We start from the raw sequence: 26,735 nt of genomic DNA, 5'->3' as shown, positions 1-26,735 counted from the left end.
GCCCGGCCTTTCGGGGACGGCGTGCAATGGCGAAGCGAATAAGTGGTTCGGCAGTGTCATGACTTCGGCCCGACCTGACGGTTGAGCTCGCGCCAGTCCTTGGGATCGGCCGGGCGCAGCGTTGCGGCACTGGCAGTCACGCTGCGATACGCGATGGCAGGAACACGGACGCTTGGATCGGCCGGCCTGGCCAGGTGATCTGGAACTTCTGACATCGTGCACGCGCCGAGCGCCAATCCGATCGCCGCGAGGAACGGCACCTTCACCAACGTCACGACTCGGCTCCCCTGTTTCGATGGAGCAGGAGTAGCAACGCGGTTCCGCGGACGTCCGTTACAAATTGTTGCAGATCTGTGCCGGCAACCGGGCCATGGGCGCGTTATGGTGAGCTCAAATCGATGAGGAGAGCCCCTGCTCGGAAGGCATGGATAGTTCGGGCAACGCCCAGCACGCGATCGACCAGGCAGTTGTCGCGCCGATCGCCGACGATCACGGCCATATCCTGGTGGTGGACGACGACCCGCAGATCAGGCTGCTCGTCGCGCGCTTCCTGCAGCGCTATGGCTATCAGGTCACCGGCGCGCCGGACGGCCGCGCGATGATGGAGGCGTTGGCGCACAGCGCCATCGACCTGATCGTCCTCGATCTGATGCTGCCCGTACGCTCCGGTGTCGAACTGTGCCGCGACGTGCGTGCGGTCTCGCAGATTCCGATCGTGATGCTAACGGCCCGAAACGAAGAGAGCGACCGCGTCACCGGTCTCGAAGGCGGCGCGGACGACTACGTCACCAAGCCGTTCAGCCCGCGCGAATTGCTGGCTCGCATCCGGGCGCTGCTGCGCCGTGCGCGGGCGGCGCAGGGCTCCGTTCTGACGCAGCCGAGCGGTGTCGTGACCTTCGACGGCTGGACGATGGATCTGCGCCGCCGCGAGCTGCAATCGCCGGCGGGAACGCTCGTCGATCTCTCGACCGGGGAATTCGATCTGCTCGCCGCTTTCGTCGAGCATGCCAACCGCGTGCTATCGCGCGAGGCGCTGATGCAATTCGCCAAGGCGCGGACGAGCCATGATCCCTTCGACCGGACCATCGACGTCCAGATCAGCCGCCTGCGCCGCAAGCTCGAGGCCGACGCCAATGGCAACCAATTGATCAAGACCGTTCGCGGCGCGGGCTATATGTTCGCTTCCACGGTCGGGCATCGCGGAGGGGCGCCCGCTTGACCACACTGCTCAAGCGGTTCTGGCCCGACACGGTGGCGAGCCGCGCGATCCTGATCCTGTTCGCGGCACTGCTCGCCTTTCATCTGCTCGGCTACTGGGCCTTCCGCGTCGGAGTGGAAAGCCTCGCCTCGGCCGGGCGCGACAGCGGGCTCGCCGAGCGCATCGTCTCGATCAAGCGTGCGATCGCGAGTCTGCCCGACGGTGCGGAGCGCGACCGTGTCGCGCATGACCTGTCCAGCGCGAGCCTCGAGGTGCATTGGAGCAAAGTCAGCCTCGTCCTCGGCAGGGCAACGGCTACGGAGCGCACGCGCACGATGGAGGCACGGTTGAGGCAGCTCGCGCCCGATCTTGTGGCAGCCTCCTTCCGGGTCGGACTGGCGGATGACGGAGGGCCCGCCGCCGGCGCCGCCGATGCCGATCGGCACATGATGCTGGTTTCTGTCCGGCTCGAGGATGGAAGCTGGGTCAACTTCTCCTCTTCCGCGCTCGGTGCTTCGCAGCATCCCGACTGGAGCGTGACGGCGATCATGATCTGCTTCGCCGTCGCGATCGTCGTCGTGGCGCTGCTCCTGCTGCGCTGGGCGACGCGGCCGCTGCGCGACCTCGCCCTTGCGGCGGAGCGTTTCAGCCTCGATCAGGCGCCGCAGTCGCTGCCGGAAGACGGGCCTGCCGAGGTGCGCCGTGCCGCACGCGCCTTCAACACCATGCGCGAACGCATTCAGCGCCTCGTCGCCGAGCGCATGCAGGCGATGGCCGCGGTGTCGCACGATCTGCGCACCCCGATCACCCGCCTGAGGCTGCGCTCCGAACTGCTCGACGACGATGCGACGCGCCGCCTCATCGATGCCGACCTCGGCGAGATGGAGGCGATGATCGACTCGACACTGGAATATTTGCGCGGCGGCGTCTCCAGCGAGGCGGCCCGACCGATCGATCTCGCCTCGGTCATCGAAACCATCGTCGACGAGCATCTCGACCAGGGACACAGCGTCACGCTGACGGGCTTGAACGCCGCCCCGATCCTCGCCGCTGAAGCGCGCCTTCTCGAACGTCATCGGCAATGCGGTCAAATATGGCGTTTCGGCCAAGATCAGCATCATCGAAGCCGATGGCCGTTTCATCGTTCTGGTCGAGGACAGAGGGCCAGGGATCCCGCCGGCCGATATGGAGCGCGTCTTCCATCCCTTCGTGCGGCTGGAGGAATCACGTGGCCGCGAGACCGGCGGCTCGGGGCTTGGCCTCACCATCGCCCAGGCCGTCGCTCGATCTCATGAAGGGTCCATCGCATTGGAAAACCGGGCCGAAGGAGGTCTTTGCGTTACGGTATTCTTGCCAAGTCTCGATAGCCCGTCTCGGAGCGGCGCCTGCCCCGTCGATCCAGCCATCGGGAATGGGCAAGCCGTTCAGGGGTGATGCCGTTGCTCTGGAACGAAGCATCGACCACGCCCCGATCGCGGTAACGGCAGGGGACGACCCGAAACCGGACGCCCCGACCATCCGGAATGGGCCAACTTCGCAAGCTGATCCTCCCGGAAGCGCCGAACCTCCCGCCGACCGATCCGCAAGCACACCTAGCTGCTGGCGAAGAAGTTCTCCGACCGTTCGCTCTCGTCGAATGTCATCCGATGGCCAGCGGCTGGATGTGCGCGCTGTGCGCAGCCGATGCGAGGGCAGATGCGGCAACCGACACCGATGGAAACAGCCAGGTCCATGTTGGAGACGTCGACGCCGTCCGAGTATACGAGCTCGTTCGCGTAGGCGACGTGGCAGCCCAGGCCGATCGAGAGATGCCTTTTCGGCTCGTTATGCCGGTAGCCGCCCTTGGTCACCGCCTTTGCGATGCAGAAAAAACGCTGCCCGTCGGGCATCTGGCTGATCTGGACGTTTATCCGATCAGGGTGAAGGAAGGCGCCATACACATTCCATCGCGGACAGGCCCCGGAGTGGCGCGGGATGTGAATGCCCGACAGGGAGAAGCGCTTGGAAATGTTGCCGGCGATATCCGTGCGGACGAGGTGAAGCGGCACGCCTGTGCGCCCGGCCCGCTGCAGCGTGGTCATTCGATGACAGACTTGTTCGAAGCTCGCGCGAAAGCGGCGGCCGATACGCTCGATGTCGTAACGCGTCTCTTTGCAGGCGAGCAGGAAGGACTCGTAAGGCATGATCAGCGCGGCGGCGAAGTAAGCCGTCAGCGCGTTTCGCGCCACCGCCTCCGCTTCCTCCGGAAGAGAGGCCTCTGCTATCAATTGCTCGATCGCGCTGCCCGCGCCGAGCCTTCCGAGATGTTGGGCCACGGTGAAGGCTGCCGTCTCGGCGGGCAGCAGATCAGCCGTCAATATCTCTCCGTGTGCGTTGTCGACCTTCCGGGCCATCCCGAGCGGGAGAGCCGCCGAGCGCCACTGCAATCCGAATACGTTGTGCAAGTAAGTCCGCAGCCCGTGTTCGAACGAATCCGACGCACTGTCGATGTCCCTGCGAATGCGCTCGGCGGCGACCTCGAGGATGGGAAAATGGTTGGCATTTGCCTGCAGGAAATCCGAGACCGCATCGGTCGTCACGGAATCGCCTGCCTCGATCTGGGCCTTTGCGGGGCTGCCGCCGGCACCGAATGCCCGATATCGATCGTAGAGGCGCATGATCGCCCGGCCGACCGCGGGGTTTGAGGTCGCGAGGTCGCTGATGTCCTGGTTCGTCAGGTCGCAATCGACGAAAAGATCGTCGCCGAACAGCTCCATCAGGTCGCCGGCAAGCCTGGGCTCCTCGCTTTCGGCGAGATCTCCCGGCTGCACGCCGAAATAGCTCGCAGCCTTGAAAAGGAGCGGGACCGTTACACGACGCCGATTGTGCTCGATCAGATTGAGATAGCTCGGCGAGATCCCAAGCGCCTCCGCCAAGGCCGCCTGGCTCACCTTTCGCTGTCGCCGGAGCCGCTTGATCCGACCGCCGATCTGGACGTTCACTTGCTGCACTTCGAACCTTTACACCATTGACTCATATAGCAAAAAACTTGACATCGATTTTCATATTAACACGTTGATTTACAAGTAATTCTTGCTTCGCATCGCCGCGCTGTCAACATGGCCTGAGAGTGGGAATGAGTAAATCGAGCGCCAGATGGCAACGCCATCGCATCGCGCTGCGGAAGCCCTCCTTCCCCACCCAGATACCCGAGCCAAGCGTTGCAGGAGACATCCGATGACCAGACATCAGAAGCCGCGGGAGATCATCGAGCATTGCCTCAAGCCACTTGGCTTGAATGAGCAGTCGCCGGCGGCACAAGAGGCGGTGCGGCGCCTGGTCGATGCCATCAAGTCGCTTCAGCTGGACGCCGGGTTGATCGGCATTCCACACGCCGATTTTTTCAAGATGCGGGCGATCGTGATCAACGAGACCGCCCATGGGTATGAGGCCTGAGCGTCAAGGATCACGGCTCTCAGGCGACTGTCATGACCGGCCGGCGCCGGGTGGGGTTCGCAGCCCATTGATCACGTTCCGAAGATTGTGGTTCGGCCCGCATCGATCGCATTCGGATACTCGGGAATGAGCCGCACAAATCAGCGGAAAGCGACCGAGATACCTCTGACAACTCAGCTTAATCGAAACGTTCTACGGACAAGGAAGAGACTGCCATGAACTCGATCGTTAAACAGCCTACGAATGGAAGAGCGATCAAGGGCTCTATTCTGTCCAACGACAGGAAGACCACCTATGCGGAACTGAGAACTGACCTGTTGGAGCGTTTCCCGTCAGGCTTTGCGCCCGGGGGCGTGGCTATCGACGACATCGCTCAGCTGCGTCTGCAGAACACCTTCGACACGCATCTGGATATCGCACGGGCGATGGCGACCGTCATGCGCCGCGATATGGCGGAGTACGACGCCGACTCCTCCAAGTTCACGCAGTCTCTCGGCTGCTGGTCCGGATTTCACGCGCAGCAGATGATCAAGTCCGTGAAGCGCCAGCGCGGCGGCTCGTCAAAGGGCGCCTACGTCTATCTGTCGGGCTGGATGGTCGCTGGGCTGCGCAACCGGTTCGGGCATCTCCCTGATCAGTCGATGCACGAGAAGACGGCTGTGGTCGATCTCGTCGAGGAAATCTACGTCTCCCTGCGGCAGGCGGACGAGGTCGCGCTCAACGACCTCTTCAAGGCTCTCAAGGATGCCCGCACCGCTGGCGACACCAAGGCGGAGGCGGCGGCGATCGCCGCGATCGACGGTTTCGAAACCCATGTCGTGCCGATCATCGCCGATATCGATGCCGGCTTCGGCAATGAGCATGCGACCTATCTGCTCGCGAAGGAACTCATCCGGGCTGGCGCGTGCTGCCTGCAGATCGAGAACCAGGTCTCCGACGCGAAACAATGCGGTCACCAGGATGGCAAGGTCACCGTTCCGCGTGAGGATTTCATCGAGAAGCTGCGCGCGTGCCGGCTTGCCTTCGAAGAGCTCGGCGTCTCCGACGGCCTTGTGGTCGCCCGGACGGATAGCCTTGGCGCAGGCCTCACCCAGAAGATCCCGGTCAGCCAGAAGCCGGGCGATCTGGCCGCCGAATACACGAAGTGGCTCAAGACGGAGCCGGTGACGAACGCCTCTCCCCTCGGCGAAGGCGAAGTCGCGATCTGGCTGGACGGCAAGCTCGTGCGGCCGAGCCGGCTCGCCAACGGTCTTTTCAAGTTCCGCGAAGAGACGGGGCGGGCCCGCGTCATTGAAGATTGCATCGCCTCGATCAACGAAGGCGGCGCAGATCTGCTCTGGATCGAAACGGACACGCCGAACGTGAACGAAATCGCTTCGATCGTAGCCGAAATCCGCAAGGCGGCCCCGTCAGCCAAGCTCGCCTACAACAACTCGCCTTCGTTCAACTGGACGCTGAGCATCCGCAAGCAGATTCGCGCGGAATGGCTTGCCGAAGGGCGCATCGGCGCCGACGCCTATCCAGATGGCAACGCACTTATGGCAGCGGCTCTGGATGACAGCGAGCTGGGGCGTGAAGCGGATGCGCGCCTTGCCCGGTTCCAGGTCGACATCGCGGCGAAGGCCGGCGTGTTCCACAACCTGATCACGCTGCCGACCTTCCATCTCACGGCGAAGAGCGTCGACGAGCTGGCGACGGGTTACTTCGGATCGGACCGCATGAAGGCCTATGTGAACACCGTGCAGCGAGAAGAAATCCGGCGTGGCGTCTCGGCTGTCAAACACCAGCACGAGGTCGGCTCGGATCTGGGCGACACCTTCAAGGAAATGGTCGGAGGCGACCGCGCCCTGAAAGCGGGCGGTCATGCCAACACCATGAACCAGTTCGCAGCGGCCTAAGGCTGATGACGGGCCGGCACCCTTGGCGCCGGCCCGTTCAGCAAACCGGAAAATGCGGCGCGAACCCGCGGCGCAAACGCAGCGCCGACGGTGGCTGAGCTGCCTTCCAACCATCGGGTCCAACATCGCCCGATAGAGAGGGAGAGCTCCTTTCCACTCCCTGTCGCGCTGGCGCACCAGAACGAGGAGAGATCGAATGACCCAACATGAACGCCCCAGGCAAATTATAGAGTATTGCCTCAAGCCACTCGACCTGAACGAGAACTCTCCGGCGGCGCAGGAGACGGTGAGACGCCTCCTTCACGTGATCAAAACCCTTCAGCTCGCCATAGGACCAACCGGCCCTCGGGCGGTCGATTTCTCCAAGATGCCGTCGATGGTCATCAACGAGACGGCGCATGGGGACGACGCCGGCTGACGTTAGGCCTCACGGACCGAAAGGTTCTGTCAGGCCGCATTCGCGGTTTCGTGGCGGGAGAGATGCGTCACGGCCATACGGAGGTCGTCCAGCGTCGCGTCGGCTCCGACGCAGCGCTCGGCGAGGTGCCGGCGGAAAGGGCGCGCGCCGGGCCGGCCCGGAAACAGGCCGACGAGATGGCGGGTGAAGGCATGCAGCCGCCCGCCCCGCTCCAGATGGGCGGCGATATACGGTTCCAGAGCCTCGAGCATGGCGAACGCATCCGGCACCGGCGCCTCCGCGCCGAAGAGCAGCGAATCGACCTGCAGGAGGACTTCCGGATTCTGATAGGCCTCGCGGCCGATCATGACACCGTCGAGCTTCTCCAGATGCGGCAGCCACTCGGCCGGCGCCTTGATGCCGCCGTTGAGGCTGATCGGCAGGTCGGGATTGGCAGCCTTCAGGCGATAGGCTCGCTCGTAGTCGAGCGGCGGAATCTCGCGGTTCTCCTTCGGCGAAAGGCCCTGCAACCAGGCCTTGCGGGCATGGACGATCAGCGCATCGACGCCCGCCGCGCGCACCGAGGCGGAGAGCGCATCGAGCGCGACTTCCGGGTCCTGGTCGTCGACGCCGATGCGGCATTTGACCGTGACGGGGATGGCAACGGCCGCCTTCATCGCGGCAACGCAATCGCCGACCAGCGCGGGCTCGCGCATCAGGCAGGCGCCGAACGCCCCACCCTGGACGCGGTCGGACGGGCAGCCGCAATTCAGATTGATCTCGTCATAGCCGAAATCGGCGCCGATCCTGGCAGCCTCGGCCAGCAGCTTGGGATCGTTGCCACCGAGTTGGAGCGCGACCGGATGCTCCACGGCGTCGAAGCCGATCAGGCGCTGGCGATCGCCGCGGATCACCGCCTGCGCCGTCACCATCTCGGTGTAGAGCAGCGCATGGCGCGACATCAGGCGATGGATGACCCGGCAATGGCGGTCGGTCCAGTCCATCATCGGCGCGACGGAGAATCTATATTCTTGATATCTCATAGTTTTTTCTACAACATCAGATCGTTAGGTCGTACCAAGTGCACACGAAAGTACGCCGTGATGCGACGTGTTTCGCTACGTTTCGACGGCTGAGTGCACACGGAGCGCACGAAAAATGGCCACCTTCACGAAGCTCTCCGTCCAGATCCGACGCAAGGGACGCTACGTGAGCGAGACCTTTCTGCGCCGGGATGACGCGCGACGCTGGGCCATCGAGGCCGAGCGCCAGGTTGATCGTGGCGAGGCTCCGAACGAGTCGCGCATCGCGCGGCTGAAAACACTCGGGGAACTCATCGATCTTCATATCGACGACATGTGCGACGTCGGCAAGGCTCCTTTGCGCTCCAAGGCCGCCACTCTGGAGTTGCTGAAGCGGCAGCTCGAAAAGTGCAACATGGCATCGCTCGATCGCGAGCGGCTCATTCGCTTCGGTCGCGACCGCGCGGCGCAAGGTGCAGGTCCAGTAACTCTCGGCATCGATATCGGGACGATCAAGCTCATTCTGTCTCATGCGGCGGCCGTGCACGGTCTGCCGGTAAAGGTCGAGCCGATGATCTCGCCCGCATCGCTCTGAAGCGGCTTGGGCTCGTTGGCAAAGGCGAGGAGCGAGACCGCCGCCCAACACAGGATGAACTCGATCGGTTGATCGCGCACTTCGATGGAAATCCCCGTCAAATCGCTCCGATCGGACGGATAATCCGCTTTGCGCTCGGTATCCCACGGGCATTCTGAATCACGATGAATCACGCTTCGATTTAAATCGCCTCTGAAATGACGGGCTTACGAACGCACTCCGACCTGGCAACCTGCTGCCCGACGGATGGCAAAACGCGACTGTACAAGGCTAGCTTCACGGGCCCCATTCTGAGAGCAGAGAAGCACCCTTCCCTCCCTTGCAGATGCGGCCGCCCTCCTCCCGCTGCAGCTTTCGACGGCCCCTCTTGGCCGCTTGCGGACGTGCTCCGCCACTGTCCTTAGAACCAGATTGGAGCGGTCGGGGAACGCAGCCACATTCAAGCCGAGACCCTGATCTCGCAGGCCTGACGGATCTGCGGGAGGTAGCTCTGGCAGAATTCCAGATATGTCCGGACGATGCTGGATGGGTGACGGTGACGCGGATAGATCAGGTTGATCTGCTGTTCCGGCAAGGGGTGCTGCGGCAGCAGCGGCAGCAGGCGCTTCTCCCGGATGGAATCAGCTGCGAGGAAGGGCGGCAGTTCCGTAACGACATCGCCGGCGAGCGCACGCCGGCGCAGGTGATGATAGTCATTGGCTGACAGCACGACCTTGGGCTCGACGACCTGTCCGCCCAAGTTCCATCGAATGGGCATGTCCGCGGCTGATGCCCAGCCCGCGCAGGGGATGCGCTGCAGCGCCTTCGGCTGCGCCGGCACGCCTGCCTGCTCCAGCAGTTTCGGGCTGGCCACGAGGATGTGGCGATAGGATAGAACGTGGCGTGCCACCATCGCCTCGTGAACGATGGCGCCAACGCGGAGGGCGACATCGATTCCGTCCTCGATCAGGTCGACGCGGCGCTCGGTCGAGTAGACGTGAACCTGGATATCGGGATAGCGCCGCTGGAAGGCTGCCAAGAGGTCCCACCAGGGCTCGAACGACTGGGGCAAAGACAGCCGCAGTCGCCCCTTCAGAGAGGCTTGCTCGCTGACGACGGCCTGTTCGGCCTCGAGCAGCGCTTCGATGCCGCGACCGGCATGCTCGTACAGCCTCGTCCCGGCCTCGGTGAGTTTCGTGCCCCGCGCCGAGCGCTCCAGCAGTTGCACCTTGAGTTGCCGCTCCAGCTCCCGGATTCGGCGGCTCAGGGTCGGAAGCGGGATACCGAGACGTTCGGCTGCGGCCGAGAGGCTGCCGACCTGGACGACGGCGACGAACATGCGCGCGGCATTGAAATCCATGCGGCATGCCTATCATATCTGATAGGCTGGTTGCCAGTTTGGCTCATTCAATTCCATATCCGGTCGGCCTAGATAGGATTCAAACGAGCCGCACCTGAAGGAATCGCCATGAAACCCCATGCTGTCGAGCCCACCGACGTGTCCACGTCCGTCACCCGCCGTTCCGCAACGCTGGCCCTTGCCGCACTGCTGCCCCTGGGCACGGTGGCAGTCGCGCACGGCGCCGACGCATCTGTTGAAGCTGCCATCACGAAGCAGCTCAAAAGCTACGAACAGGCGCTCAACGTCTCGGATCTCGACGGCGTCATGAAGCTCTACACGGAAGACGTCGTGTTCATGCCCCCGCACGCTATGCCGGTCGTAGGCCGCGAGGCGGTTCGCGCTGCCTATCGACACATCTTCAGTGCCATCAAGCTCGAGATCACGTTCCAGATCGACGAGATCCGTCCCCTCTCACAGGACTGGGCTTTCGCCAGGACGCGGTCGGACGGGACGGTGAAGGTCCTCGCCAGCAATCAGCCGGCGAGCCCGGAAGCCAATCAGGAGCTTTTCCTCCTGCGCCGCGACGACGGCGGCCAGTGGCGCATCGCGCGCTACATCTTCTCGACCACGACCCCGCTCAGGCGGCCGTGAACGCACGGCCGCCTTCCAGTTGGCTGGCCGCCACCATCGGCCGCGGCGGGTTAGCAGTCTCGTCGCACTTTGATTTGGGTCTGACTCAATCTTCGGCGCCGAAAGGGGTCAAACTTCAGTGCTGAATCACATGAAGACGTTGAAAGGCCTCACGCCTACGAATTCATCTGCAAACGATGGACAATCGAACCTGAAAAGTTCACGCTCAACCCAATCTCTCAAATGCCGGGACTAAACAGTCACGGCGTTTGATGTGCTTCAGCGTGACGTCTGGTCCAACCCGATACCGATCAGGCGATCGACCAGGACACGATCGGACTTCAGGACCGAGGGCGCTCCCGACCAGCTCTCGCGGCCGCGCTCCATGACGAGAACGCGGTCGGCGAAATCGAGAGCACGCTCGATCTGCTGCTCGACCAGAAGAATGGTGATGCCGCCCGACGCCGCCAGTGTCGCCAACCTTTCCATGATCTCATCGCAGATCACGGGAGCAAGCCCTTCCAGCGGCTCGTCCAGGAGAAGGATCGAGGGTCGGCCGAGCAATGTCCGCGCGATGGACAGCATCTGCTGCTCGCCACCGGAGAGTTGCTGACCCAGATGCGCCGCCGCTCCCTGAGGCGCGGAAACTGGGCATAAGCTTCCTCAGTCGCGCTTGGTGGGCGGCCCTTCAAGCCGGTTCGCAGGTTCTCTTCGACAGTCAGAGAGGGAAAGATGTCGCGCGTCTGCGGAACATAGCCGAAGCCGTGCCTGGCTCGCATCGAGGTCCGTTGATGGGTGATGTCCTGCTCATCGATCGGGATTCGCCCCGTATGATAGCTGGAGAGCCCCATCAGCGTTGCCAGCAGGGTCGTCTTGCCCATGCCGTTGCGACCGAGCACCGCGAGCCGCTCGCCGGCCCGTACGGTGAAGGCAATATCCTCGATGATCCGCGTCGGGCCGTAGCCAGCGCACAATCCTTCGATCTCAAGCTGTGCGGCGGGCATCGGCATAGCTCCCGAGATAGGCGCGGCGAACCTCATGGTCGGCGGTGATCTCGGCCGGCGAGCCTTCGCAGATCAGTTGTCCATTCGCCAGGACCAGCACGCGCTTAGCGAAGCGAAACACCAGGTCCATGTCGTGCTCGATCATCAGGATCGCGATGTCGGCGGGTAGCCGCTCGATCGCTTCGAGGATTTTCGGCGCTTCGTCATGAGGGACGCCGGCTGCCGGTTCGTCGAGCAGCAGAACCCTGGGGCGAAGCGCTAGGCCGATCGCCATCTCGATCAGGCGCTGCTGGCCATAGGCCAGTTCCGCCACCTGGCGATAGGCGAGATGGGCGATATTCAGGACTGCGAGTTGCTCCATCCAGGCCGCGCGGACCTCCGGCAATTCCGTGGCGCGCGAAAAGAAGCTGCGACTGATCCGCTTCGGCTGCATCACCGCGAGTGCGACGTTCTCCGCGACCGTCAGGCGATGAAACAGCCGCGTCGTCTGGAAAGTCCGCACCAACCCCCGATGGACCCGTTCGGCAACACCGAGATGCGTGATGTCCTCGCCGCCGAGGATAATCTGGCCGGATGTCGGCGTAACGTTGCCGGTGATGAGATTGATCAGCGTGGTTTTGCCCGCGCCGTTGGGCCCGATCAGCGCGACACGGTCGCCCATCGCCAGACGAAAGGAGATGTCCTTATTGGTCTTGAGCCCGCCATAGGACTTCGAAAGTACCCGGGCATCGAGGAGATCGGTCACCGGCCGCTCCTCCACCTCAGGACACGCGCGGAGAATCTCCGAACGAGCGGCACCAGCCCTTGCGGCGCGAACAGGACGATACCGAAGAGCGGAAGGCCAACCATCGTCATCCAGTGGAACGGATTGGCGGCCGAGACGATATGCTCGAAAACCTGGAAGAGGATAGTACCGAGGAGTGCACCCCAGAGGTGGCCGGCGCCGCCGAGCACCAGCATCACCAGCGCCTCCGCCGAGCGCTCGAAGCTGAGGCTGTCGAGCCCGACGACCCCGGTGGTGATCGCGTTCAGCGCGCCGCCGATACCGGCGACGGCGCCGGAGACGCCATACATGACCACTAGTCGCGGATAGACGGCGGCTCCGATCATGCGGGCGCGCAGATCGTCGTCCTTGATGCCGCGGCACATCAGCCCGAATGGCGATCGCACGAAGCGGGCGAGCAGCATGACCACGACCGTCAATGTGCACAGCGATAGAATGAAGCCAGTGCGGCTGTAGAGGTCAAAGGCGAAGAGCCCGAGGATCGGCGCGGGCTCGATGCCCGATAGGCCATCGCTGCCCCCGGTGATCCAGGACAGCTTGTTGGCCAGCGCCGCGACGAGTTGGCCGAAGGCGATCGAGATCACCAACTGCGGCAGGCCGCGAAAACGCGTGATCAAAGCTCCCGCCAGCAGGCCCGTGACCGCGCCGGCAAGTGTTCCGATGCCCATGAGGAAGAATGGCTCCGTCACGCCTTTCGTGCAGGCGAGGCCGGCGGCATAGGCTGCAACCCCGAACAGGGCGGCATGGCCGAGCGTTGCCACGCCGCAATAGCCGATGACGAGATCGAGCGAGACGACCAGGAAGGCGAGGCTGACGATCCGCACGAGGAAGGCGAGATCGTCGGGAAAGAAGATGTAGCCCAGCATTCCGACTGCGAGGACCGGCAGGCCGGAGACCAACTCGGTACCGAGCGGCCATGTGCGTGTGGGCGTTGGCGGGGTTCGCATCGGCGCGTTCATGTCAATGAGCCCGTCCGAGCAGGCCGCGGGGGAAGGCGCTGACGACGACGATCACGGCGAGATAGAAAAAGAACTCGCCATATTCCGGCGCAAGGTACTTGCCCGTCGTATCGGCGAGCCCGAGCAGCAGCGCCGCCGAGAGAGCGCCCAGGATCGAGCCAGCGCCTCCGACCGAGACCACGACCAGGAAGGTCACCATGTAGCGAAGCGCATAAAAGGGTTCGATAGGCAGTATCTCGGCCCCGATGACGCCGCCGAACGCTCCGAGCCCGACTGCGACGCGAACGTCACGGCGTAGATAATCTCGGTGCGGATGCCGAGCGCATCGGCCATGCCACTGTTGTCGACCGAGGCGCGCAGCTTGACACCGAATTCGGTCCGCTCGATCACCAGCCAGAGTGCGAGCGCCGTGACGAGTCCGCAGGCGATGACGAAGAGGCGGTGCGTCGGCATCGTGCGGAAGCCGATGTCGATTGGGCCGCTCAAGGCCTGTGGCAGCGGGATCGGCTTCATCGTTGGCCCGAACACGAAATTGGCGAGACCGATGATGACGAATGTGACGCCGACGGTCATCAGTACCTGAATGAGCGGGTCGGCCCAGGGCGAGCGCCTCCCTGCCGACCTCGTCGTGGTCGGCATCGGCGGCATTCCCAATCAGGAACTGGCGCAAGCCGCCGACATCACCTGCACCAACGGCATCGTCACCAACGAATTTGGTCAATCCAGCGATCCGAATATCTGGGCAGCCGGCGATTGTACCAACCATCCCAACCACTTCGCGGGCCTGCGGTTGCGGCTGGAATCGGTTCAGAATGCCACGGATCAGGGCCGCTCGGTCGGATCGACCATCGCCGGCTCGCCGCTGCCCTATACCAGCGTTCCGCGCTTCTGGTCAGACCAATACGAGGCCAAGCTGCAGATAGTCGGACTCGTCTCCCGCGACGACGAGCAGGTGGTGCGCGGATCGATCGAGGACGGCCGGTTCTCAATTTTCTCCTTTCAGCACGGCCGCTTGCTCAGTGTCGAAAGCGTTAACCGGCCGGGCGAGCAGATGATCTCTCGCAGGTTGGCCGATGCGGTTTCTCCCACACGGCTCCAGGTGGAGGATTCGGCGTTTGATCTGAGGCATTTGGTTAGCGCCCCCTGATGGGGTAAGGCATTTTACCTTACCCCATCAGGTTTCCGGTGCGACGTCCGGCGACCAGCGAGATCGACCACGGACGGACGATGCCGAAATTGCGAAGAAGTCCCGAAGACGAATCCCGACGTGACGGCCCCGACATCATCGAAAGTCTGGAACGCGGCCTGCGCCTGCTCCAACTTTTTGCTGCCGCGCCCCGGCCCGCCACCTTGAGTGACATGGCCAAGGCGGCCGATCTGCCACGCGCCACAGCTCGGCGCATTCTGCATACTTTGGCGAAGATGGGCTTCGTCGAGGGAGACGGTAAGCTGTTCTCGCTCACACCGCGCGTGCTCTCCTTGGCGACTGCCTATCTGTCGTCCAATCAGGTCGTCGCAGTACTCCAGCCGATGATGGACCGGGTAGCGGCGCAGGCTCAGGAAGTCTGTTCGCTGGCCATCCTGCACAATAGCGAGGCCGTCTTCATCGCCCGGGCCAGCCCCGCCAGAGTCTTCTCGGCCGGCATCGACATCGGCTATCGGCTGCCCGCATTCTGCACAGCCGTAGGACGTGTTTTGCTAAGTCGCCTCGAGAACGAGGCTTTGGCCGATTTCCTGGAGGCAGTTAAGCCTGAGGCGATGACTCCGTTCACGATCACGGACAAGGAAATCCTGCTGGCGACCATCATCTCTGATCGCAGCAAAGGATACTCGCTCGTCGACAGGGAGGCGGAGCTGGGTTTTCGGTCGATTTCCGTTCCCGTGCGGCGCTATGACAGCGCCATCATTGCGGCTGTCAACATTGGAGCCCATGTCGACCGCATCTCGACCGGCGAAATGATCGACCGCTTTCTACCCTTGCTGAATACGGAAGTGGCGTCCGTTCGGTCACTGCTACTGTGACAGTCGCTAATCAGATGGATTTCGCAGATCGACTGGCCGATAGGAGCGTCGCCTGAGGTGGCCTGAACCGCCCCCGGGTTGTCGGAGGCCCCAACTCTTGAGAGGACGGGGCTATGACGAGCAAGACGAACAAGTTTTCGCCTGAGGTCCGTTCGCGGGCAGTGCGGGTGGTGCTGGATCACGAGGCCGAGCATCAGTCACGCTGGGCCACGATCATGTCGATCTCGGGAAGATCGGCTGCACGGCGCAAACGCTGAACGAGTGGGTGAAGAAGGCGGAGGTCGATAGCAGCCGCAAGCCCGGCCTGACGACGGACATGGCGGCCAAGCTCAAGACTTCGCAGGTGGGGCGACGCGCGAAGTGCTGAGCCTGATCGGCGATATCGCCCGGGACGAGAACGACAAGGCGAGCCTTCACCTGCATGTGGTGCTCGGTTTGCGTGACGGCTCGACCAAGGGCGGCCACTTTCTCAGCGGAATCGTGCGGCCGACGCTCGAAGTCACGATCATGGAAGCGCCCACCGAACTCTGCCGCCGCAAGCGGCCGGAACTCGGAATCGCGCTGATCGACCTCGCCTGACTTTCATCCCTCCCGGTTGCCGTTCTCGCTCGGACCAAGACCGAGGCGCTTCATCAGCGCCAGTGCGTCTCGCGGTGCACGAGGCTTCATCGTGTTGTCGAAATAGACGTAGACGTCGCGGGGCCGCTCAATGCCGGGCGCTTGTTCGACGATGCGTTCGCCCGCTCCCGCATCGCGCCCGTCCGCCCAGGCAGAGATCAGCGCGGACCAGCGATCCAGAGCCTTCTCGTCATAGCCGCTCGCATAGAGCTCCTCGGAGCCGTGCAGCCTGACATAGGCGAAGTCCGCCGTCAGATCGGTCAGCCGAGGCCAATCGACCGCATCGGCACAGACCAGCGCGACGCCGTGCTTGCGCAGAAGCTCGATGAACGCCGGATCGCGGAAGCTCTCGTGGCGAACCTCCGCGGCATGACGCAGCCTCCCGATGCCGTCTGCCGTCAGCCAGCCGCGGGCCTTGATGTGGTCGTCATGGCGGCGGGCACAGGCAGAGGCAGCCTCGCCATCCTGCGGCAGCGCCGACAGGAAACGCTCCATCTGCTCTGCGCCGAAGCGCAGGCTCGGCGGAAACTGCCAGAGGATCGGGCCGAGCTTGGCGCCAAGGCGCAGCAGGCCCGATGCCATGAAGTTGGCCATCGGCGTCTCGATGTCATCGAGGCGCAGGACATGGGTGATGTAGCGGGGCGCCTTCACCGCGAAGACGAAGCCATCAGGCGTTTCGTCTGCCCAACGCGCGAAGCTGGCCGGCGTCTGCAGGCCGTAGAAGGTGCCGTTGATCTCGATGCTGGGGAAGAGCGATGCGGCGTAGGCGAGTTCGCGCTTCTGCGGCAGGCCTTTGGGATAGAACTCGCCGCGCCAGGGCAGGTAGGCCCAGCCGGAGATGCCGATCCTGACGGTGCCGCGCTGCATTCGCCCTCCCGAACACCGGTCGAACCGGTGTCCGGACAATGCGGCAGCAGCGCGGCCTGTTCCGGCCGCGCCGCTGTCTTACTTCTTCGCGCGGGCGACGATCTGCGTCGGGTTGACGAAGCGCAGCGCGATGATCAGCCAGATCAGCGTCGTGACCATGTAGATCACCGCCATGGCGTCGATCGACTGCACCGCACGCACACCGGCGGCGAAGACCGCGTAGTAGAGCGCGACGACCAGCGTCTGGCTGGTCGGGCCAGCCGTCAGGAAGGTCAGCTCGAACATGGCGAGCGTGCGCACCAGCACCAGCAGAAGCGCTGCGAGGATGCCGGGCATCAGCAGCGGCAGCAGCACATGCACGAAGAGCTTAAAGGTGTTGGCGCCGAAGACGCGCGCCGCCGACTCGATCTTGGTGTCGATCTGCTCGATGAAGGGGATCATTACCAGGATGACGAAGGGTACCGTCGGCACGAGGTTGGCGAGCACGACGCCCGACATCTGGCCGGCGAAGCCGGTCTGGTAGAGCACCGTCGCCAGCGGAATGCCGAAGGTGATCGGCGGCACCAGCAGCGGCAGCAGGAAGAGCAGCATCACAAGCCGCTTGCCCGGAAAGTCCCGCCGCGCCAGCGCATAGGCTGCCGGCACGCCGATCAGCCCCGAGATCGCCACCACCAGGAATACGATCTGGAAGGTGACGGAGAGTACGTCCGAGAGCTGGAACTCGGCCCAGGCGGCCGAATACCAGCGCGTTGTCCAGCCGGCAGGCAGCCAGGTGCCGAGCCAACGCGTCGAGAAGGATGACGTCACCACCGTCGCGATCATCGCGAAGAGGTTGACGATGAAGAAGCCGATCAGCGTCCAGTTGGCGGCCGCCCAGAGCTTCGTCGAGAGACGGGTGTCCTTGACCATCGGTTCAGCCCTTTCCGCCGCCGGCAGGGCCGCGATAGAGCAGGCCGCGCGCGGCCAGCACCAGAACGACGATGGCAAGCTGCACCATGCCCATGATCATCGCGACGGCTGAAGCCATGGAGTAGTCGTATTCCTCGAAAGCTGCCTGATAGGCCGCGATCGATATGACGCGCGTCGGCCCCGATGGCGCGCCGAGCAGCACGGCCGAGGGAAAGACCGAGAAGGCCTGGACGAAGCTCAGGCAGAACGTGATAGCGAGCCCGGGCAGCAGCAGCGGCAGCAGGATGTGCTTGAAGCGCTCCCAGGGGCCGGCGCCCAGCGTCGCGCCCGCCTGCTCCAGCGCCGGATCGATGCCGGAAAGATAGGACAGCGTCAGCAGGAAGGTGAAGGGAAAGCCGGTGATGACCAGCGAGAGCATCACGCCCCAGTAGTTGTGCAGGAGCTTGACCGGCGTCGAGATGATGCCGAGCGTCAACAGCGTGCGGTTAAACCAGCCCTGCGGGCCGAGATAGTTCAGCAGCCCCTGCGCGACCAGAACGGTGCCGAGCGTGATCGGGATCACGAGGATCGTGGTCAGCAGGCGCTGGTTCTGCATCAGCCGGACGCGGAAGGCGATCGGGATCGCCAGCAGCAGCGTGGCGATCGTCACCGGCAGAGCGAGCCAGAGCGTCGTCGCGATCGTCCCGTAAAGGAAGCGGTCGGAGAAGAAGCGCTGATAGTTGGCGAACATGCCGCCCTGCTTCGGCTCGAAGGAGAGCACGAGCCCGTAGAGGAACGGATAGATGAACAGCGCCAGCAGGAACAGGATCGCCGGCACGACGAGCAGCGTCAGCCCGTCGAAACCGCGCGCCGCCAGCCGCTGCTTCAGCGGAATGGAGGAGATGTCCGTGCTCACGCCTCTCCTCCATAGACGAGGACGCGGTCGGGATCGGCGGCGAGCGTGACGGTCTCGCCCGGCGACAGCTTGTCATGGGCAAGGAAGGAGATGTCCGTACCGTCTGCCATGCGGGCGAAGCCGACGAACTCACGGCCGCGGAACTCGGTCGAGATCACCTGCGCCTTGAGGCCGGCGCTGCCGGCGGCGACGGGGTGCAGATCCTCGGGCCGGATCGCCAGATGGCCATCGGCGCCGACGGAGACCGCATTGCGCGCGCGGCCGGAGAGCTGCGCATCGCCGACGGCGAGCGTCGCCCTGCCCTCGCCGGCTGCGACGACCTTGGCCTTCACCTTGTTGCGGAAGCCCATGAACTCGGCGACGTCGAGATGGTCGGGCCGCGAGAACAGATCCTCCGGCGTGCCGACCTGACGGACCTGGCCGTCACGCAGCACGACGATGCGGTCGGCGAGCGAGAGCGCCTCTTCCTGGTCGTGGGTGACGTAGATCGTGGTGGCGCCGAGCGTGTTGTGGATGCGGCGGATTTCGGCGCGCATCTCCAGGCGCAACTTGGCGTCGAGGTTGGAGAGCGGCTCGTCCATCAGCACCAGCGGGGGCTCGACGACGATGGCGCGGGCGATGGCGACGCGCTGCTGCTGGCCGCCCGAAAGCTGGCCGGGCAGCTTCTCGGTCTGGCCCTGCAGACGCACCAGCGCCGCGGCCTCGGCCACGCGCTTGTCGATCTCGGCCCTGGGGACGCCGCGCATCTTGAGGCCGAAGCCGATGTTCTTGTTCACGCTCATATGCGGGAACAGGGCATAATTCTGGAAGACCATGCCGAAGCCGCGCTCTTCCGGCCGCAGCGGGTCGATGCGCTTGTCGTCGAGCCAGATGCCGCCGCCGGTCGCGGGCAGGAGCCCGGCGATCAGGTTCAGCGTGGTCGACTTGCCGCAGCCCGAAGGTCCGAGCAAAGCGATGAATTCGCCCTTGCCGATCGTCAGCGAGACGTCCTTGAGAGCATTGTGGGTGCCGAAGTCACGGCTCAAACGATCGAGCCGAAGCTCGCGAAAGTTCGCTGCGTTGATGGTCATGGCTTCCGGAAATGCTGAGAGCGATGTCGATGGATGCCGGGCGGCGGACCTCGGTTCGATACCGAAATCCGCCGCCGCTCGGCAGTCTTACTTCTTCTTGGCGCCGCCGACCTGCTCGTCCCAGATGCGGAAGGCGATCACCATCTTGTCCGGGTTAAGCGGGGTCTCCATCGGGTTGTCGGCGATCAGCTTCTCGTATTCCGGGCGGCCGAACTCCGCGATGGCCTTCTGGCTGGAGGCCGGAGCCATCGAGAGTGGCACGTCCTTCACCGCCGGACCCGGATAGAAATAGCCTTCGTCATAGGTGAAGGCCTGCTGCGCGGGCGTCAGCATGTGGCGGATGAGATCGAGCAGCACTCCGAGCTTCTCTTCGGAAACGCCCTTGGGGATCATCATGTACTGGGCGTCGGTGACCCAGTGGAAGCCCTTGAGCGCCTGGATCTTGGCTTCCTTCGGCACGATGCCGAGAACGCGCGGGTTGATGTCCCAGCCCGTCGTGCTGATGATGATGTCGCGCGTGCCGTCGCCGAGCTCCTTCATCGTCGCGCCCGTGCCGCCGGGGTAGTATTCGACGTTTTCGCCGAGTTCCTTGAGATAGGCCCAGGTCTTGTCCCAGCCCTTCTCCGGGTCCTTCGGGTCCTTGTCGCCGAGGATGTAGGGCAGGCCCATGATCCAGGTGCGGCCAGGGCCGGAATTGGCCGGGCGGGCATAGAGGAAGCGGTTCTTGTTCTCCTTCGACCAGGCCAGCAGTTCCTCGGCCGTGGTCGGCACCTTCTTCACCTTGTCCGGCATGTATTCGAGCAGCGGACCAGAGGGGTAATAGACCATCGCCATGGCCTGCCCCTGCCCGAGATTGTGCATCGCGAGCGCGGGCTTCAGGAGAACGTCATCGGGCTTCGGCAGCTCGGCTGCATGGCGCGGAAACAGTTCGACCCAGAGCTTCTGGTCGATACCGGCCGAGAGCACGTCGAGGCCGCCGATGACGAAATCGATGTCGGAACGGCCGGCGTTCTGCTGGGCCTTCAGCTTGGCCGGCAATTCGGGAGCCGGCGCCTTGGTGAAGACCATCCGCGAGACGGCCTTGGGATTCGCCTTGGCGTAGTTCTCCAGCGGCGTCTGCACCAGCGCAAGGGCGCCACCGACGTCGATGATGCTGATCGTGAGCGGCGATGCCGGCAGTTTGAGTTGTTGCGCGAAGGCGCCCGGCGCATGCGCCGCAACGCCGAGACCGGCGACGCCGCCAATAAAATGACGCCGGTTAATGCTGTCCTGACCCATGGTTTGTCCCTCCAGACGTGGTTTTCGCCTTTGTTGTGGCTATTGTCCCGGGTCGCCGCCTCCGGGACTGGCTCCTTAATCCACCCGGCGTATAAAGTTGACGCCGGGCCGGATTACTCGGTATCCTAGTATACTAGTCGACCAGAGCTTGGCAATGGGCACCCCGGCAGCACGGCAGAGCACAGAACAGATTTACCGCGCGCTGCGAGGCGACATCCTCGGAGCGGCACTGCGGCCCGGCGAAGCCATGTCCGAAGCGCGGATGGCCGTCCGCTTCGGAGTGAGCCGCACGCCGGTACGCGAAGCCTTCAAGCGGCTGGTCGAGGAAGGCTTCCTGTCGGTCGTGCCGCAGGTCGGCACCTTCGTCGCGCCGATCGACATCGCCTCCGTCCATGACAGCCAGTTCGTGCGCGAAACGCTGGAATGCCGCACCGTCATACTCGCCGCACGGCACATCGACGATGCCGGCAGGGCGACGCTCGAGCGGCATATCCTCCAGCAGGAGCGCGACCTGGCCGCCGGCGACCAGACCTCCTTCTTCCGCCATGACGATGAATTCCATGCCGAAATCTCGCGGCTCGCCGGCCATCCTGCCGTCTGGAGCCTGATCGAGAGCGTCAAGGCGCAGCTCGACCGGGTGCGCTGCCTGTCGCTCGAAAGCGCGACCTGGCCGGGCATGATCATGCGCGAGCACCGCGGCATTGCCGAAAGCGTCATGAACGGCAACGAGGCGCAGGCCGAGAAGGCGATGCGCGCCCATCTGCGGACCGTCTTCGCCGCGATCGAGAACATCGCACGCAGCCATGTCGACGCCTTTGCCGGCTCGGCCCCGCCCGTTCGGCTCGACTGACGGGCCGACCCATCATCCCAGAAAAAGACTGCTGAGGAAACGCGACCATGGAACAATGCTGGCGCTGGTTCGGGCCGGACGACGTCGTGACTCTGGCGCAGGCCAGGCAGGCAGGCGCGAGCGGCATCGTCAACTCGCTGCATCAGATCCCCTATGGCGTGGTCTGGAGCGTCGAGGAGATCGAGAAGCGCCAGGCGATCGTCCGTGGCGACAAGAGCCTTGGCCTGGAATGGCGGGTGGTCGAGAGCCTGCCGATCCACGAGAGCGTCAAGATCGGCGAAGGCGATCTCGAAACCATCTTCGAGAACTACCGCCAGTCGATGCGCAACCTCGCCGCCTGCGGCCTGCAGGTGATCTGCTACAATTTCATGCCGGTGCTGGACTGGACCCGCACCGAGCTCGCCTACAAGCTGCCGGGCGGCGGCACGGCGCTGCGCTTCAACCTGCACGAATACGTCGCGCTCGACCATTTCATGCTGAAGCGTCCCGGCGCCGACGAAGGCCATTCCGCCGAGGTGATGGACAAGGCGAAGACCTGGTTCGAGCGTTCGTCGCAGGCGGATCGCGACCGGCTGCTCACCAGCGTGATGGCGGGGCTGCCCGGCGCCTATGACCGCTACGACCTGCCCGGCCTCGCCCGCATCCTCGATCGCTATGCCGGGATGACCCACGAGAAGCTTCGGGCCAATCTCAAGCGCTTTCTCGACGCCATCATCCCGACGGCCGAGGAAGTCGGCATCCGCATGTGCATCCACCCGGACGACCCGCCGCGCCCGCTCTTCGGCCTGCCGCGCATCTGCTCGGACGAGGAGGATATCGCCTTCATCCTCGGCTCGGTCGATTCCCCCTCGAACGGGCTGACGCTGTGCTCGGGCTCGCTCGGCGCCAATCCTAAGAACGACGTGCCGGCGATCGCGCGCCGCTTCGCCGACAAGATCTGGTTCGCGCATCTGCGCAATGTCGCCAAGGATCCGGACGGCTCCTTTATGGAGGCCGAGCATCTCGGCGGCGACACCGACATGGTGGCGCTGGTCGATGCGCTGATGGCCGAGGAGCACCGGCGCCGGGCAGCGGGCATCCCGCACTGGCGCATCCCGATGCGGCCGGACCACGGCCACGAGCTGCTCGACGATGTCGGCAAGGGCAGCTTCCCGGGCTACCCGGCCGTCGGGCGCCTGCGCGGCCTCGCGGAGTTGCGCGGCGTGATGGCGGCGCTGTCCCAGGTGAAGGGCTACGTCGCCTGAGACGAGAAAGGCGGGCCTGAAGGCCCGTCTTTGCAAGAGATCAACAGAGTTCAGAGCGGTCATTCTCGGGCGAAGCGGGGCTAAGACCCGAGAATCTCTGGCAGGAAAGGGCGCGTTCTCGTCCTGAGATGCTCGGGTCAAGCCCGAGCATGACGCGCTGCTTCTGTCTCAGTGATCGTGCGAATGGCCCTTGTGGCCGTGTGCGGCGCCGTGGCCGTGACCTTGGTCTTGATGGCCGTGGCCGTGATGGTCATGACCGCAGCCGCAGCTGTCGCCATGAACATGCTCGGCATGGGCATGCTGGTGCTGCTCGTGGCCATGCGACTCTTGCCCATGCGGCTCATGCCCATGGGCGTGCTTATGGCCGTCGTCGTGATGGTGGTGCGCGTGGCCGCGATCGTGGCCGTGATGGTCATGACCGTGGTGATGATGGTCGTGCCCGCAGCCGCAGTCATCGCCATGAGCGTGGTGATGGACCTCCTGCTCCGGCTGGAACGGGCGCTCGACCGCCGCCATGGAGCAGCCCTGCCCGCGCACGAGCTCGGCCAAAGCGGGATCGTTCGGGATATAGAGCGCGTCCGCCGTCATTTCCGCCGGGACGTGATTGCCGCCGAGATGCCAGGCGAGGCGCACCAGCCGCAGCGGGTTCTCGGCGCGGATCTCCAGCAGGCTCTCAGGCGCGGCCTTGACCTGCACGAGGCGGCCATCCTCTAGCTTCAGCGCATCGCCGTCGTTCAGCGCCGCCGGCTTGTCCAGATCGATCGTGAATTCGAGCCCGCCCGCCGTCTTCACGGCAACGCCGCCGCGGTTGCGATCCTGATATCCGAGGCTGAGCGTATCGACGACGCGCTCGGCGCGGACGGCGGCCCTGCGAACGACGGAGGTGGCGCGAAGCATGTGCGGTGATCCCATGGCTGGGGCCGGAGCGCAGGGCGTCCCGAGCCCGATCGGAGCTTAGTAGCACAAACCGGCGGCCGTGCTACCAAGCTCTCGGGATCGCGACCAATCTCAGCGCGGCAGCGCCTTGACCTCGGTATCGAACTTCTTCAGCAGCCGCGAACGCTCGGCCGGCGAACCCCAGCGCGGGGTGTCGTAGTCGATCAGCTTCATCTCGGCGAATTTCGGTGCATCCGGCGAGAGCAGCGCGTTCTTGTTCGACGGGATCGAATTGATCTTCAGCTTCGCATTGATGTTCTGGGCGTCTGGCGAGAGCGTGAAATCGACGAATTTCCGCGCGGCTTCCGGGTTCTTGCCGCCCTTGATCAGCGAGACCGAACCGGTCTCGTAACCCGTGCCCTCGCAGGGGGCGACGGTCTCGATCGGCGCGCCCTGCAGCTTCTGCGTCAGCATGTCGTGGATGAAGGCGATGCCGATCCCCGTCTCGCCGAGCGCGGTAGCCTTGACCGGCGCGATGCCGGACTTGGTGTACTGGCTGATGTTCTTATGCAGGTTCTTGAGGAATTCGAAGCCGTTCTCCTCGCCGAGACGCTGCACCGTCGTCGCCAGGAAGACATAGGCCGTGCCGGACGAGCTGGGATCGGCGATCTGAACCTCGTCGCGCAGCTTCGGGTCGAGCAGGTCGGCCCAGCATTTCGGCGCGGCCACGCCCTTCTTCTTCAGCACCTCGGTGTTGTACCCGATGCCGAGAGCGCCGAGATATATGCCGTTGGTGCGGAACTTCGCCTGCTCGGCATGGCGCTGCGCCCAATCATGCAGCTCCGGCAGCTTCGGCGACTTGTATTCGTCGAGCAGCCCCTCATCGGCGGCCTGCAGATGCGGCTCTCCCGGCCCGCCCCACCAGACGTCGCCACGCGGATTGCTCGCCTCGGCCTTGACCTGGGCATAGACCTCTCCGGTGCTCTTGCGGACCATCGAGAACTTGATGCCGGTCGCCTTCTCGAACATCGCCGCCCCCTCGCGGCATTGCTCTTCCAGGATCGAGCAATAGACGGTCACCTGTCCCTGGGCGAAGGCGGGTTGCCCGGCGGCAGCGAACGCCAGGCCGGCAAACAGCGCGCCAGCAGGCGCGAAACGCAAAGCGGACATCATCTTCCTCCCGGTCGGATTCGTTTGCCGACGAAATGACTAGCGGGAGAGAGGGGAGTCAAGGGAAGGTGTCGGGCAACCGTCTTCCCGTAAGGCTGCAAGGGCGCGGCGCGTGCCGAATACGCGGCGTTTCATGAAGGCACGTCATCCCGGACGCAGCGAAGCGGCGATCCGGGATCCATCGTAGAGTGCCCACGCCCTTCGATGCATCCCGGATCAAGCCCGGGATGACGGCGTGGTTCAACGGAAAGTCAACGCGCCCTAGCTCTCGGTTTTCGGCTTGCCGGGCGACGGAGCCGGCAGTGCCTCGGCCGGCACCGCCCGCTTCTTCTTGGCGGCCGGCTTCTTGCGCCGCTTCGGCCTGGGCTTGGGCAACTGCGCTTCCTGCAGCATCTCCAGCTGGACCTGCTGGATTTCGGCGAGGCGCTGCCATTGGCGGGTGACCAGATGGTCCATCTTCTCGTGCAGATGGCGGATTTCCAGCTCCGCCTTGAGGTTGACCTGATAGTCGTTGAGCGAGCGCAGCCGGTCCTTCGACTCCTGCCGCTTCTGGCTCATCATGATGATCGGCGCCTGCACCGCCGCGATGCAGGAGAGCACCAGATTGAGCAGGATGAAGGGATAGGGGTCGAAGGCCTTGCCCTCCCCGATCGCGGCGTTGATCGCCATCCAGACGACAAGCACGACGCCGAAGCTGATCAGGAAGGCCCATGAGCCGCCGAAGCTCGCGAGATTGTCCGAGAAGCGTTCGCCGAGCGTGCGATGCTCCTCGAAATCATCCTCGACGTTCTCGGCGATGGTCTCCTGCCGGGCGATGCTCTCGGCCACCTCACGGTCGAGATCGGAATATTCGCCGTGCTCCTCGCGCAGGATCTCCTCGACATAGCGCGTGCGGTACCGCGCCAGCTCCTTAAGGCTGATCAGCGCGTGGTCCGGCAGATCCGGGAAATCGTTGCGGATATGGTCGGCGAGCGCGGGGCGCAGCGTGCCGATCTCGACGAGGTTCCTGCGCGCCGTCTCCTGCCCGCTGATGGCGCAGACGCCGCGCTTCTTGCCGATGGCGCCGGGTAAACCGGGGCCTTCGATTACGGAAACCGCCGGCCCTTCCAAGTCCTCGCTGTCGTGCCTCGTCATGCGTGCATCATGCCCTTCTCCATCGCACGCGGCTCGCTTCGCCGCGTCGCGGTCATGTCCACTCATCCCGGCATCGACCGGGATCGCCCGAAGGAAAGCGCTCCTCCGGGCTGGTGCCCCGCAGCCAGCGCCGACGGCCGGCCGGGTATAAGGTTCAGGCCTTCACCTTGCCGTCGTCCTCGTCGGCATCTTCCGCAGAATCCTCGTCCTCGTCATCCTCGTCGGATTCGTCCTCGGCGGTGTCCTCGTCTTCGTCTTCATCGTCCGCATCGAGGTCCACATACTCGTAACCGAAAACGATCTCGCCGGTTTCAGGATCGAAGACGCTGGCGGAGGAATCTTCGAAGGCTTCGATCAGCATTTCCGCATCGTCGGGCCCGTCGACGTCGAAGCGGCGCACGGCCTCCTCGCCATCGGCCTTGAGGACGAGCTCGATCGACCAGCCCCGGCCGGTGGTGTCATAGATGCATTTCAGACCCTGGATTGCCAGCATGATGCTCTCTCCTGAGATTGTCCGATGCGCGCGACCGCGCTCCGGTCAGATGCCCGAGCCGCGTGA

The 26,735-nt window shown here is 64.2% G+C and carries 26 protein-coding genes and 6 pseudogenes; 15 read left to right on the top strand and 17 right to left on the bottom strand.

Translation table 11 applies throughout. From position 1 onward, the window contains the following. Window positions 1–56: 56 nt before the first annotated feature. A complete protein-coding gene (locus tag NWE53_RS01020) occupies window positions 57–275 on the bottom strand; it encodes a hypothetical protein (RefSeq protein ID WP_265052543.1) in 219 nt (72 codons plus the stop codon). Between the two features lie 149 nt (window positions 276–424). Here NWE53_RS01020 and NWE53_RS01015 point away from each other — a divergent pair, with 149 nt between their 5' ends. The 3 genes and pseudogenes from NWE53_RS01015 (at window position 425) to NWE53_RS29950 (ending at window position 2,632) form a co-directional block, all read left to right on the top strand. Further along, a complete protein-coding gene (locus NWE53_RS01015; protein WP_265052542.1) occupies window positions 425–1,219 on the top strand; it encodes a response regulator in 795 nt (264 codons plus the stop codon). Window positions 1,220–1,533: 314 nt separating this feature from the next. Then, window positions 1,534–2,100, top strand: a pseudogene (locus NWE53_RS29955) (HAMP domain-containing protein); the annotation flags it as partial. Window positions 2,101–2,248: 148 nt separating this feature from the next. Continuing rightward, window positions 2,249–2,632 carry a sensor histidine kinase gene (locus NWE53_RS29950; RefSeq protein WP_442865068.1) on the top strand — a complete coding sequence of 128 codons (384 nt, stop codon included), beginning with the start codon at window positions 2,249–2,251 and terminating at the stop codon, window positions 2,630–2,632. A gap of 158 nt (window positions 2,633–2,790) precedes the next feature. Here the strand turns inward: NWE53_RS29950 and NWE53_RS01005 are convergent, their stop codons facing one another. Next, window positions 2,791–4,179, bottom strand: coding sequence for a helix-turn-helix domain-containing protein (locus tag NWE53_RS01005; RefSeq protein ID WP_265052540.1), 1,389 nt, complete (start codon window positions 4,177–4,179; stop codon window positions 2,791–2,793). Between the two features lie 235 nt (window positions 4,180–4,414). Here NWE53_RS01005 and NWE53_RS01000 point away from each other — a divergent pair, with 235 nt between their 5' ends. The 3 genes from NWE53_RS01000 (at window position 4,415) to NWE53_RS00990 (ending at window position 6,949) form a co-directional block, all read left to right on the top strand. Further along, window positions 4,415–4,633: a hypothetical protein gene (locus NWE53_RS01000; RefSeq protein WP_265052539.1), complete on the top strand. Its 219-nt coding sequence runs from the start codon at window positions 4,415–4,417 to the stop codon at window positions 4,631–4,633. 215 nt (window positions 4,634–4,848) lie between these two features. Further along, window positions 4,849–6,531 carry an isocitrate lyase gene (locus NWE53_RS00995; protein ID WP_265052538.1) on the top strand — a complete coding sequence of 561 codons (1,683 nt, stop codon included), beginning with the start codon at window positions 4,849–4,851 and terminating at the stop codon, window positions 6,529–6,531. Window positions 6,532–6,727: 196 nt separating this feature from the next. Then, window positions 6,728–6,949 (top strand): hypothetical protein, encoded by a 222-nt coding sequence (locus tag NWE53_RS00990; protein ID WP_265052537.1) that lies wholly within the window; start codon window positions 6,728–6,730, stop codon window positions 6,947–6,949. A gap of 29 nt (window positions 6,950–6,978) precedes the next feature. Here the strand turns inward: NWE53_RS00990 and dusA are convergent, their stop codons facing one another. Next, window positions 6,979–7,971 (bottom strand): tRNA dihydrouridine(20/20a) synthase DusA, encoded by a 993-nt coding sequence (dusA, locus tag NWE53_RS00985; RefSeq protein WP_265052536.1) that lies wholly within the window; start codon window positions 7,969–7,971, stop codon window positions 6,979–6,981. 115 nt (window positions 7,972–8,086) lie between these two features. On the opposite strand from dusA, the gene NWE53_RS00980 reads away from it, so the two are divergent. After that, the gene (locus tag NWE53_RS00980; RefSeq protein WP_265052535.1) at window positions 8,087–8,545 is read left to right on the top strand and encodes a hypothetical protein; all 459 of its coding nucleotides are present in this window, start codon (window positions 8,087–8,089) and stop codon (window positions 8,543–8,545) included. Window positions 8,546–8,984: 439 nt separating this feature from the next. On the opposite strand, the gene NWE53_RS00975 is transcribed toward NWE53_RS00980, so the two are convergent. Continuing rightward, entirely contained in the window at window positions 8,985–9,884 is a 900-nt protein-coding gene (locus tag NWE53_RS00975; RefSeq protein ID WP_265052534.1) for a LysR family transcriptional regulator, read from the bottom strand. Between the two features lie 108 nt (window positions 9,885–9,992). Between NWE53_RS00975 and NWE53_RS00970 the strand changes: the two genes are divergently transcribed. Together NWE53_RS00970 and NWE53_RS29945 are read left to right on the top strand one after the other, a co-directional pair. After that, window positions 9,993–10,517 carry a YybH family protein gene (locus tag NWE53_RS00970; protein ID WP_265052533.1) on the top strand — a complete coding sequence of 175 codons (525 nt, stop codon included), beginning with the start codon at window positions 9,993–9,995 and terminating at the stop codon, window positions 10,515–10,517. A gap of 130 nt (window positions 10,518–10,647) precedes the next feature. After that, window positions 10,648–10,769, top strand: a pseudogene (locus tag NWE53_RS29945) (IS481 family transposase); the annotation flags it as partial. Window positions 10,770–10,775: 6 nt separating this feature from the next. On the opposite strand, the pseudogene NWE53_RS00965 reads toward NWE53_RS29945, so the two are convergent. The 4 genes and pseudogenes from NWE53_RS00965 to NWE53_RS00950 form a co-directional block, all read right to left on the bottom strand. Continuing rightward, window positions 10,776–11,500 (bottom strand): annotated as a pseudogene (locus NWE53_RS00965) (ABC transporter ATP-binding protein). After that, on the bottom strand, window positions 11,481–12,245 hold the full coding sequence (locus NWE53_RS00960; protein WP_265052532.1) for an ABC transporter ATP-binding protein: 765 nt from the start codon (window positions 12,243–12,245) through the stop codon (window positions 11,481–11,483). The pseudogene NWE53_RS00965 and the gene NWE53_RS00960 overlap by 20 nt, the downstream one beginning before the upstream one ends. Next, window positions 12,242–13,231 (bottom strand): branched-chain amino acid ABC transporter permease, encoded by a 990-nt coding sequence (locus NWE53_RS00955; RefSeq protein WP_265052531.1) that lies wholly within the window; start codon window positions 13,229–13,231, stop codon window positions 12,242–12,244. Before NWE53_RS00955 ends, NWE53_RS00960 begins: the two co-directional genes overlap by 4 nt. 13 nt (window positions 13,232–13,244) lie before the next feature. Next, window positions 13,245–13,855 (bottom strand): annotated as a pseudogene (locus NWE53_RS00950) (branched-chain amino acid ABC transporter permease); the annotation flags it as partial. Here NWE53_RS00950 and NWE53_RS00945 point away from each other — a divergent pair. From NWE53_RS00945 to NWE53_RS00930, 4 genes and pseudogenes are all read left to right on the top strand, one after another. Continuing rightward, a complete protein-coding gene (locus NWE53_RS00945; protein ID WP_265052530.1) occupies window positions 13,827–14,390 on the top strand; it encodes an oxidoreductase C-terminal domain-containing protein in 564 nt (187 codons plus the stop codon). The pseudogene NWE53_RS00950 and the gene NWE53_RS00945 sit on opposite strands and share 29 nt — an antisense overlap. A gap of 80 nt (window positions 14,391–14,470) precedes the next feature. Beyond that, window positions 14,471–15,265, top strand: a complete 795-nt coding sequence (locus tag NWE53_RS00940; RefSeq protein WP_265052529.1) for an IclR family transcriptional regulator domain-containing protein — start codon at window positions 14,471–14,473, stop codon at window positions 15,263–15,265. Between the two features lie 113 nt (window positions 15,266–15,378). Next, window positions 15,379–15,599: pseudogene (locus NWE53_RS00935) on the top strand (transposase); the annotation flags it as partial. Window positions 15,600–15,622: 23 nt separating this feature from the next. After that, window positions 15,623–15,844, top strand: a pseudogene (locus NWE53_RS00930) (PPC domain-containing DNA-binding protein); the annotation flags it as partial. Window positions 15,845–15,847: 3 nt separating this feature from the next. Here the strand turns inward: NWE53_RS00930 and NWE53_RS00925 are convergent. The 5 genes from NWE53_RS00925 to NWE53_RS00905 all read right to left on the bottom strand — a co-directional run bounded on the left by NWE53_RS00925 (window position 15,848) and on the right by NWE53_RS00905 (window position 20,902). Next, window positions 15,848–16,750 (bottom strand): DUF72 domain-containing protein, encoded by a 903-nt coding sequence (locus NWE53_RS00925; protein ID WP_265052528.1) that lies wholly within the window; start codon window positions 16,748–16,750, stop codon window positions 15,848–15,850. Window positions 16,751–16,828: 78 nt separating this feature from the next. Beyond that, complete coding sequence (locus tag NWE53_RS00920; protein ID WP_265052527.1) at window positions 16,829–17,659, bottom strand: ABC transporter permease; 831 nt, start codon at window positions 17,657–17,659, stop codon at window positions 16,829–16,831. A gap of 4 nt (window positions 17,660–17,663) precedes the next feature. Continuing rightward, window positions 17,664–18,554, bottom strand: a complete 891-nt coding sequence (locus NWE53_RS00915; protein WP_442864924.1) for an ABC transporter permease — start codon at window positions 18,552–18,554, stop codon at window positions 17,664–17,666. Continuing rightward, window positions 18,551–19,624, bottom strand: a complete 1,074-nt coding sequence (locus tag NWE53_RS00910) for an ABC transporter ATP-binding protein (RefSeq protein ID WP_265052526.1) — start codon at window positions 19,622–19,624, stop codon at window positions 18,551–18,553. The genes NWE53_RS00915 and NWE53_RS00910 overlap by 4 nt, the downstream gene beginning before the upstream one ends. Window positions 19,625–19,711: 87 nt before the next feature. Further along, window positions 19,712–20,902: an extracellular solute-binding protein gene (locus NWE53_RS00905; RefSeq protein ID WP_265052525.1), complete on the bottom strand. Its 1,191-nt coding sequence runs from the start codon at window positions 20,900–20,902 to the stop codon at window positions 19,712–19,714. Between the two features lie 154 nt (window positions 20,903–21,056). On the opposite strand from NWE53_RS00905, the gene NWE53_RS00900 reads away from it, so the two are divergent. Both NWE53_RS00900 and uxuA read left to right on the top strand, forming a co-directional pair. Further along, window positions 21,057–21,752 carry a GntR family transcriptional regulator gene (locus tag NWE53_RS00900; RefSeq protein ID WP_265052524.1) on the top strand — a complete coding sequence of 232 codons (696 nt, stop codon included), beginning with the start codon at window positions 21,057–21,059 and terminating at the stop codon, window positions 21,750–21,752. A 47-nt stretch (window positions 21,753–21,799) separates the two neighbouring features. Then, window positions 21,800–22,996: a mannonate dehydratase gene (gene uxuA / locus NWE53_RS00895; protein ID WP_265052523.1), complete on the top strand. Its 1,197-nt coding sequence runs from the start codon at window positions 21,800–21,802 to the stop codon at window positions 22,994–22,996. A gap of 168 nt (window positions 22,997–23,164) precedes the next feature. Here the strand turns inward: uxuA and NWE53_RS00890 are convergent, their stop codons facing one another. The 4 genes from NWE53_RS00890 to NWE53_RS00875 form a co-directional block, all read right to left on the bottom strand. Next, window positions 23,165–23,893, bottom strand: a complete 729-nt coding sequence (locus NWE53_RS00890; protein ID WP_265052522.1) for an urease accessory protein UreE — start codon at window positions 23,891–23,893, stop codon at window positions 23,165–23,167. A 111-nt stretch (window positions 23,894–24,004) separates the two neighbouring features. After that, the gene (locus tag NWE53_RS00885) at window positions 24,005–25,042 is read right to left on the bottom strand and encodes an ABC transporter substrate-binding protein (protein ID WP_265052521.1); all 1,038 of its coding nucleotides are present in this window, start codon (window positions 25,040–25,042) and stop codon (window positions 24,005–24,007) included. 261 nt (window positions 25,043–25,303) lie between these two features. Then, window positions 25,304–26,176, bottom strand: a complete 873-nt coding sequence (locus tag NWE53_RS00880) for a DUF1003 domain-containing protein (RefSeq protein ID WP_442864923.1) — start codon at window positions 26,174–26,176, stop codon at window positions 25,304–25,306. Between the two features lie 154 nt (window positions 26,177–26,330). Continuing rightward, window positions 26,331–26,669: a hypothetical protein gene (locus NWE53_RS00875; protein WP_265052519.1), complete on the bottom strand. Its 339-nt coding sequence runs from the start codon at window positions 26,667–26,669 to the stop codon at window positions 26,331–26,333. Window positions 26,670–26,735: the final 66 nt, after the last annotated feature.

The organism is Bosea sp. NBC_00550, from assembly GCF_026020075.1.
Classification (GTDB): Bacteria; Pseudomonadota; Alphaproteobacteria; order Rhizobiales; family Beijerinckiaceae; genus Allobosea.
Note: the sequence above shows the minus strand (reverse complement) of the source record. Positions and strands in the feature narration are given on the sequence as shown.

Bases quoted from the DNA above. Each gene is read 5' to 3' on its own strand.
- NWE53_RS01015 (WP_265052542.1), top strand. From the start codon at position 425: ATGGATAGTTCGGGCAACGCCCAGCACGCGATCGACCAGGCAGTTGTC.
- NWE53_RS01000 (WP_265052539.1), top strand. From the start codon at position 4,415: ATGACCAGACATCAGAAGCCGCGGGAGATCATCGAGCATTGCCTCAAG.
- NWE53_RS00995 (WP_265052538.1), top strand. From the start codon at position 4,849: ATGAACTCGATCGTTAAACAGCCTACGAATGGAAGAGCGATCAAGGGC.
- NWE53_RS00990 (WP_265052537.1), top strand. From the start codon at position 6,728: ATGACCCAACATGAACGCCCCAGGCAAATTATAGAGTATTGCCTCAAG.
- dusA (WP_265052536.1), bottom strand. From the start codon at position 7,971: ATGAGATATCAAGAATATAGATTCTCCGTCGCGCCGATGATGGACTGG.
- NWE53_RS00980 (WP_265052535.1), top strand. From the start codon at position 8,087: ATGGCCACCTTCACGAAGCTCTCCGTCCAGATCCGACGCAAGGGACGC.
- NWE53_RS00975 (WP_265052534.1), bottom strand. From the start codon at position 9,884: ATGGATTTCAATGCCGCGCGCATGTTCGTCGCCGTCGTCCAGGTCGGC.
- NWE53_RS00970 (WP_265052533.1), top strand. From the start codon at position 9,993: ATGAAACCCCATGCTGTCGAGCCCACCGACGTGTCCACGTCCGTCACC.
- NWE53_RS00955 (WP_265052531.1), bottom strand. From the start codon at position 13,231: ATGCGAACCCCGCCAACGCCCACACGCACATGGCCGCTCGGTACCGAG.
- NWE53_RS00945 (WP_265052530.1), top strand. From the start codon at position 13,827: ATGAGCGGGTCGGCCCAGGGCGAGCGCCTCCCTGCCGACCTCGTCGTG.
- NWE53_RS00940 (WP_265052529.1), top strand. From the start codon at position 14,471: ATGCCGAAATTGCGAAGAAGTCCCGAAGACGAATCCCGACGTGACGGC.
- NWE53_RS00925 (WP_265052528.1), bottom strand. From the start codon at position 16,750: ATGCAGCGCGGCACCGTCAGGATCGGCATCTCCGGCTGGGCCTACCTG.
- NWE53_RS00920 (WP_265052527.1), bottom strand. From the start codon at position 17,659: ATGGTCAAGGACACCCGTCTCTCGACGAAGCTCTGGGCGGCCGCCAAC.
- NWE53_RS00910 (WP_265052526.1), bottom strand. From the start codon at position 19,624: ATGACCATCAACGCAGCGAACTTTCGCGAGCTTCGGCTCGATCGTTTG.
- NWE53_RS00905 (WP_265052525.1), bottom strand. From the start codon at position 20,902: ATGGGTCAGGACAGCATTAACCGGCGTCATTTTATTGGCGGCGTCGCC.
- NWE53_RS00900 (WP_265052524.1), top strand. From the start codon at position 21,057: ATGGGCACCCCGGCAGCACGGCAGAGCACAGAACAGATTTACCGCGCG.
- uxuA (WP_265052523.1), top strand. From the start codon at position 21,800: ATGGAACAATGCTGGCGCTGGTTCGGGCCGGACGACGTCGTGACTCTG.
- NWE53_RS00890 (WP_265052522.1), bottom strand. From the start codon at position 23,893: ATGCTTCGCGCCACCTCCGTCGTTCGCAGGGCCGCCGTCCGCGCCGAG.
- NWE53_RS00885 (WP_265052521.1), bottom strand. From the start codon at position 25,042: ATGTCCGCTTTGCGTTTCGCGCCTGCTGGCGCGCTGTTTGCCGGCCTG.
- NWE53_RS00880 (WP_442864923.1), bottom strand. From the start codon at position 26,176: ATGACGAGGCACGACAGCGAGGACTTGGAAGGGCCGGCGGTTTCCGTA.
- NWE53_RS00875 (WP_265052519.1), bottom strand. From the start codon at position 26,669: ATGCTGGCAATCCAGGGTCTGAAATGCATCTATGACACCACCGGCCGG.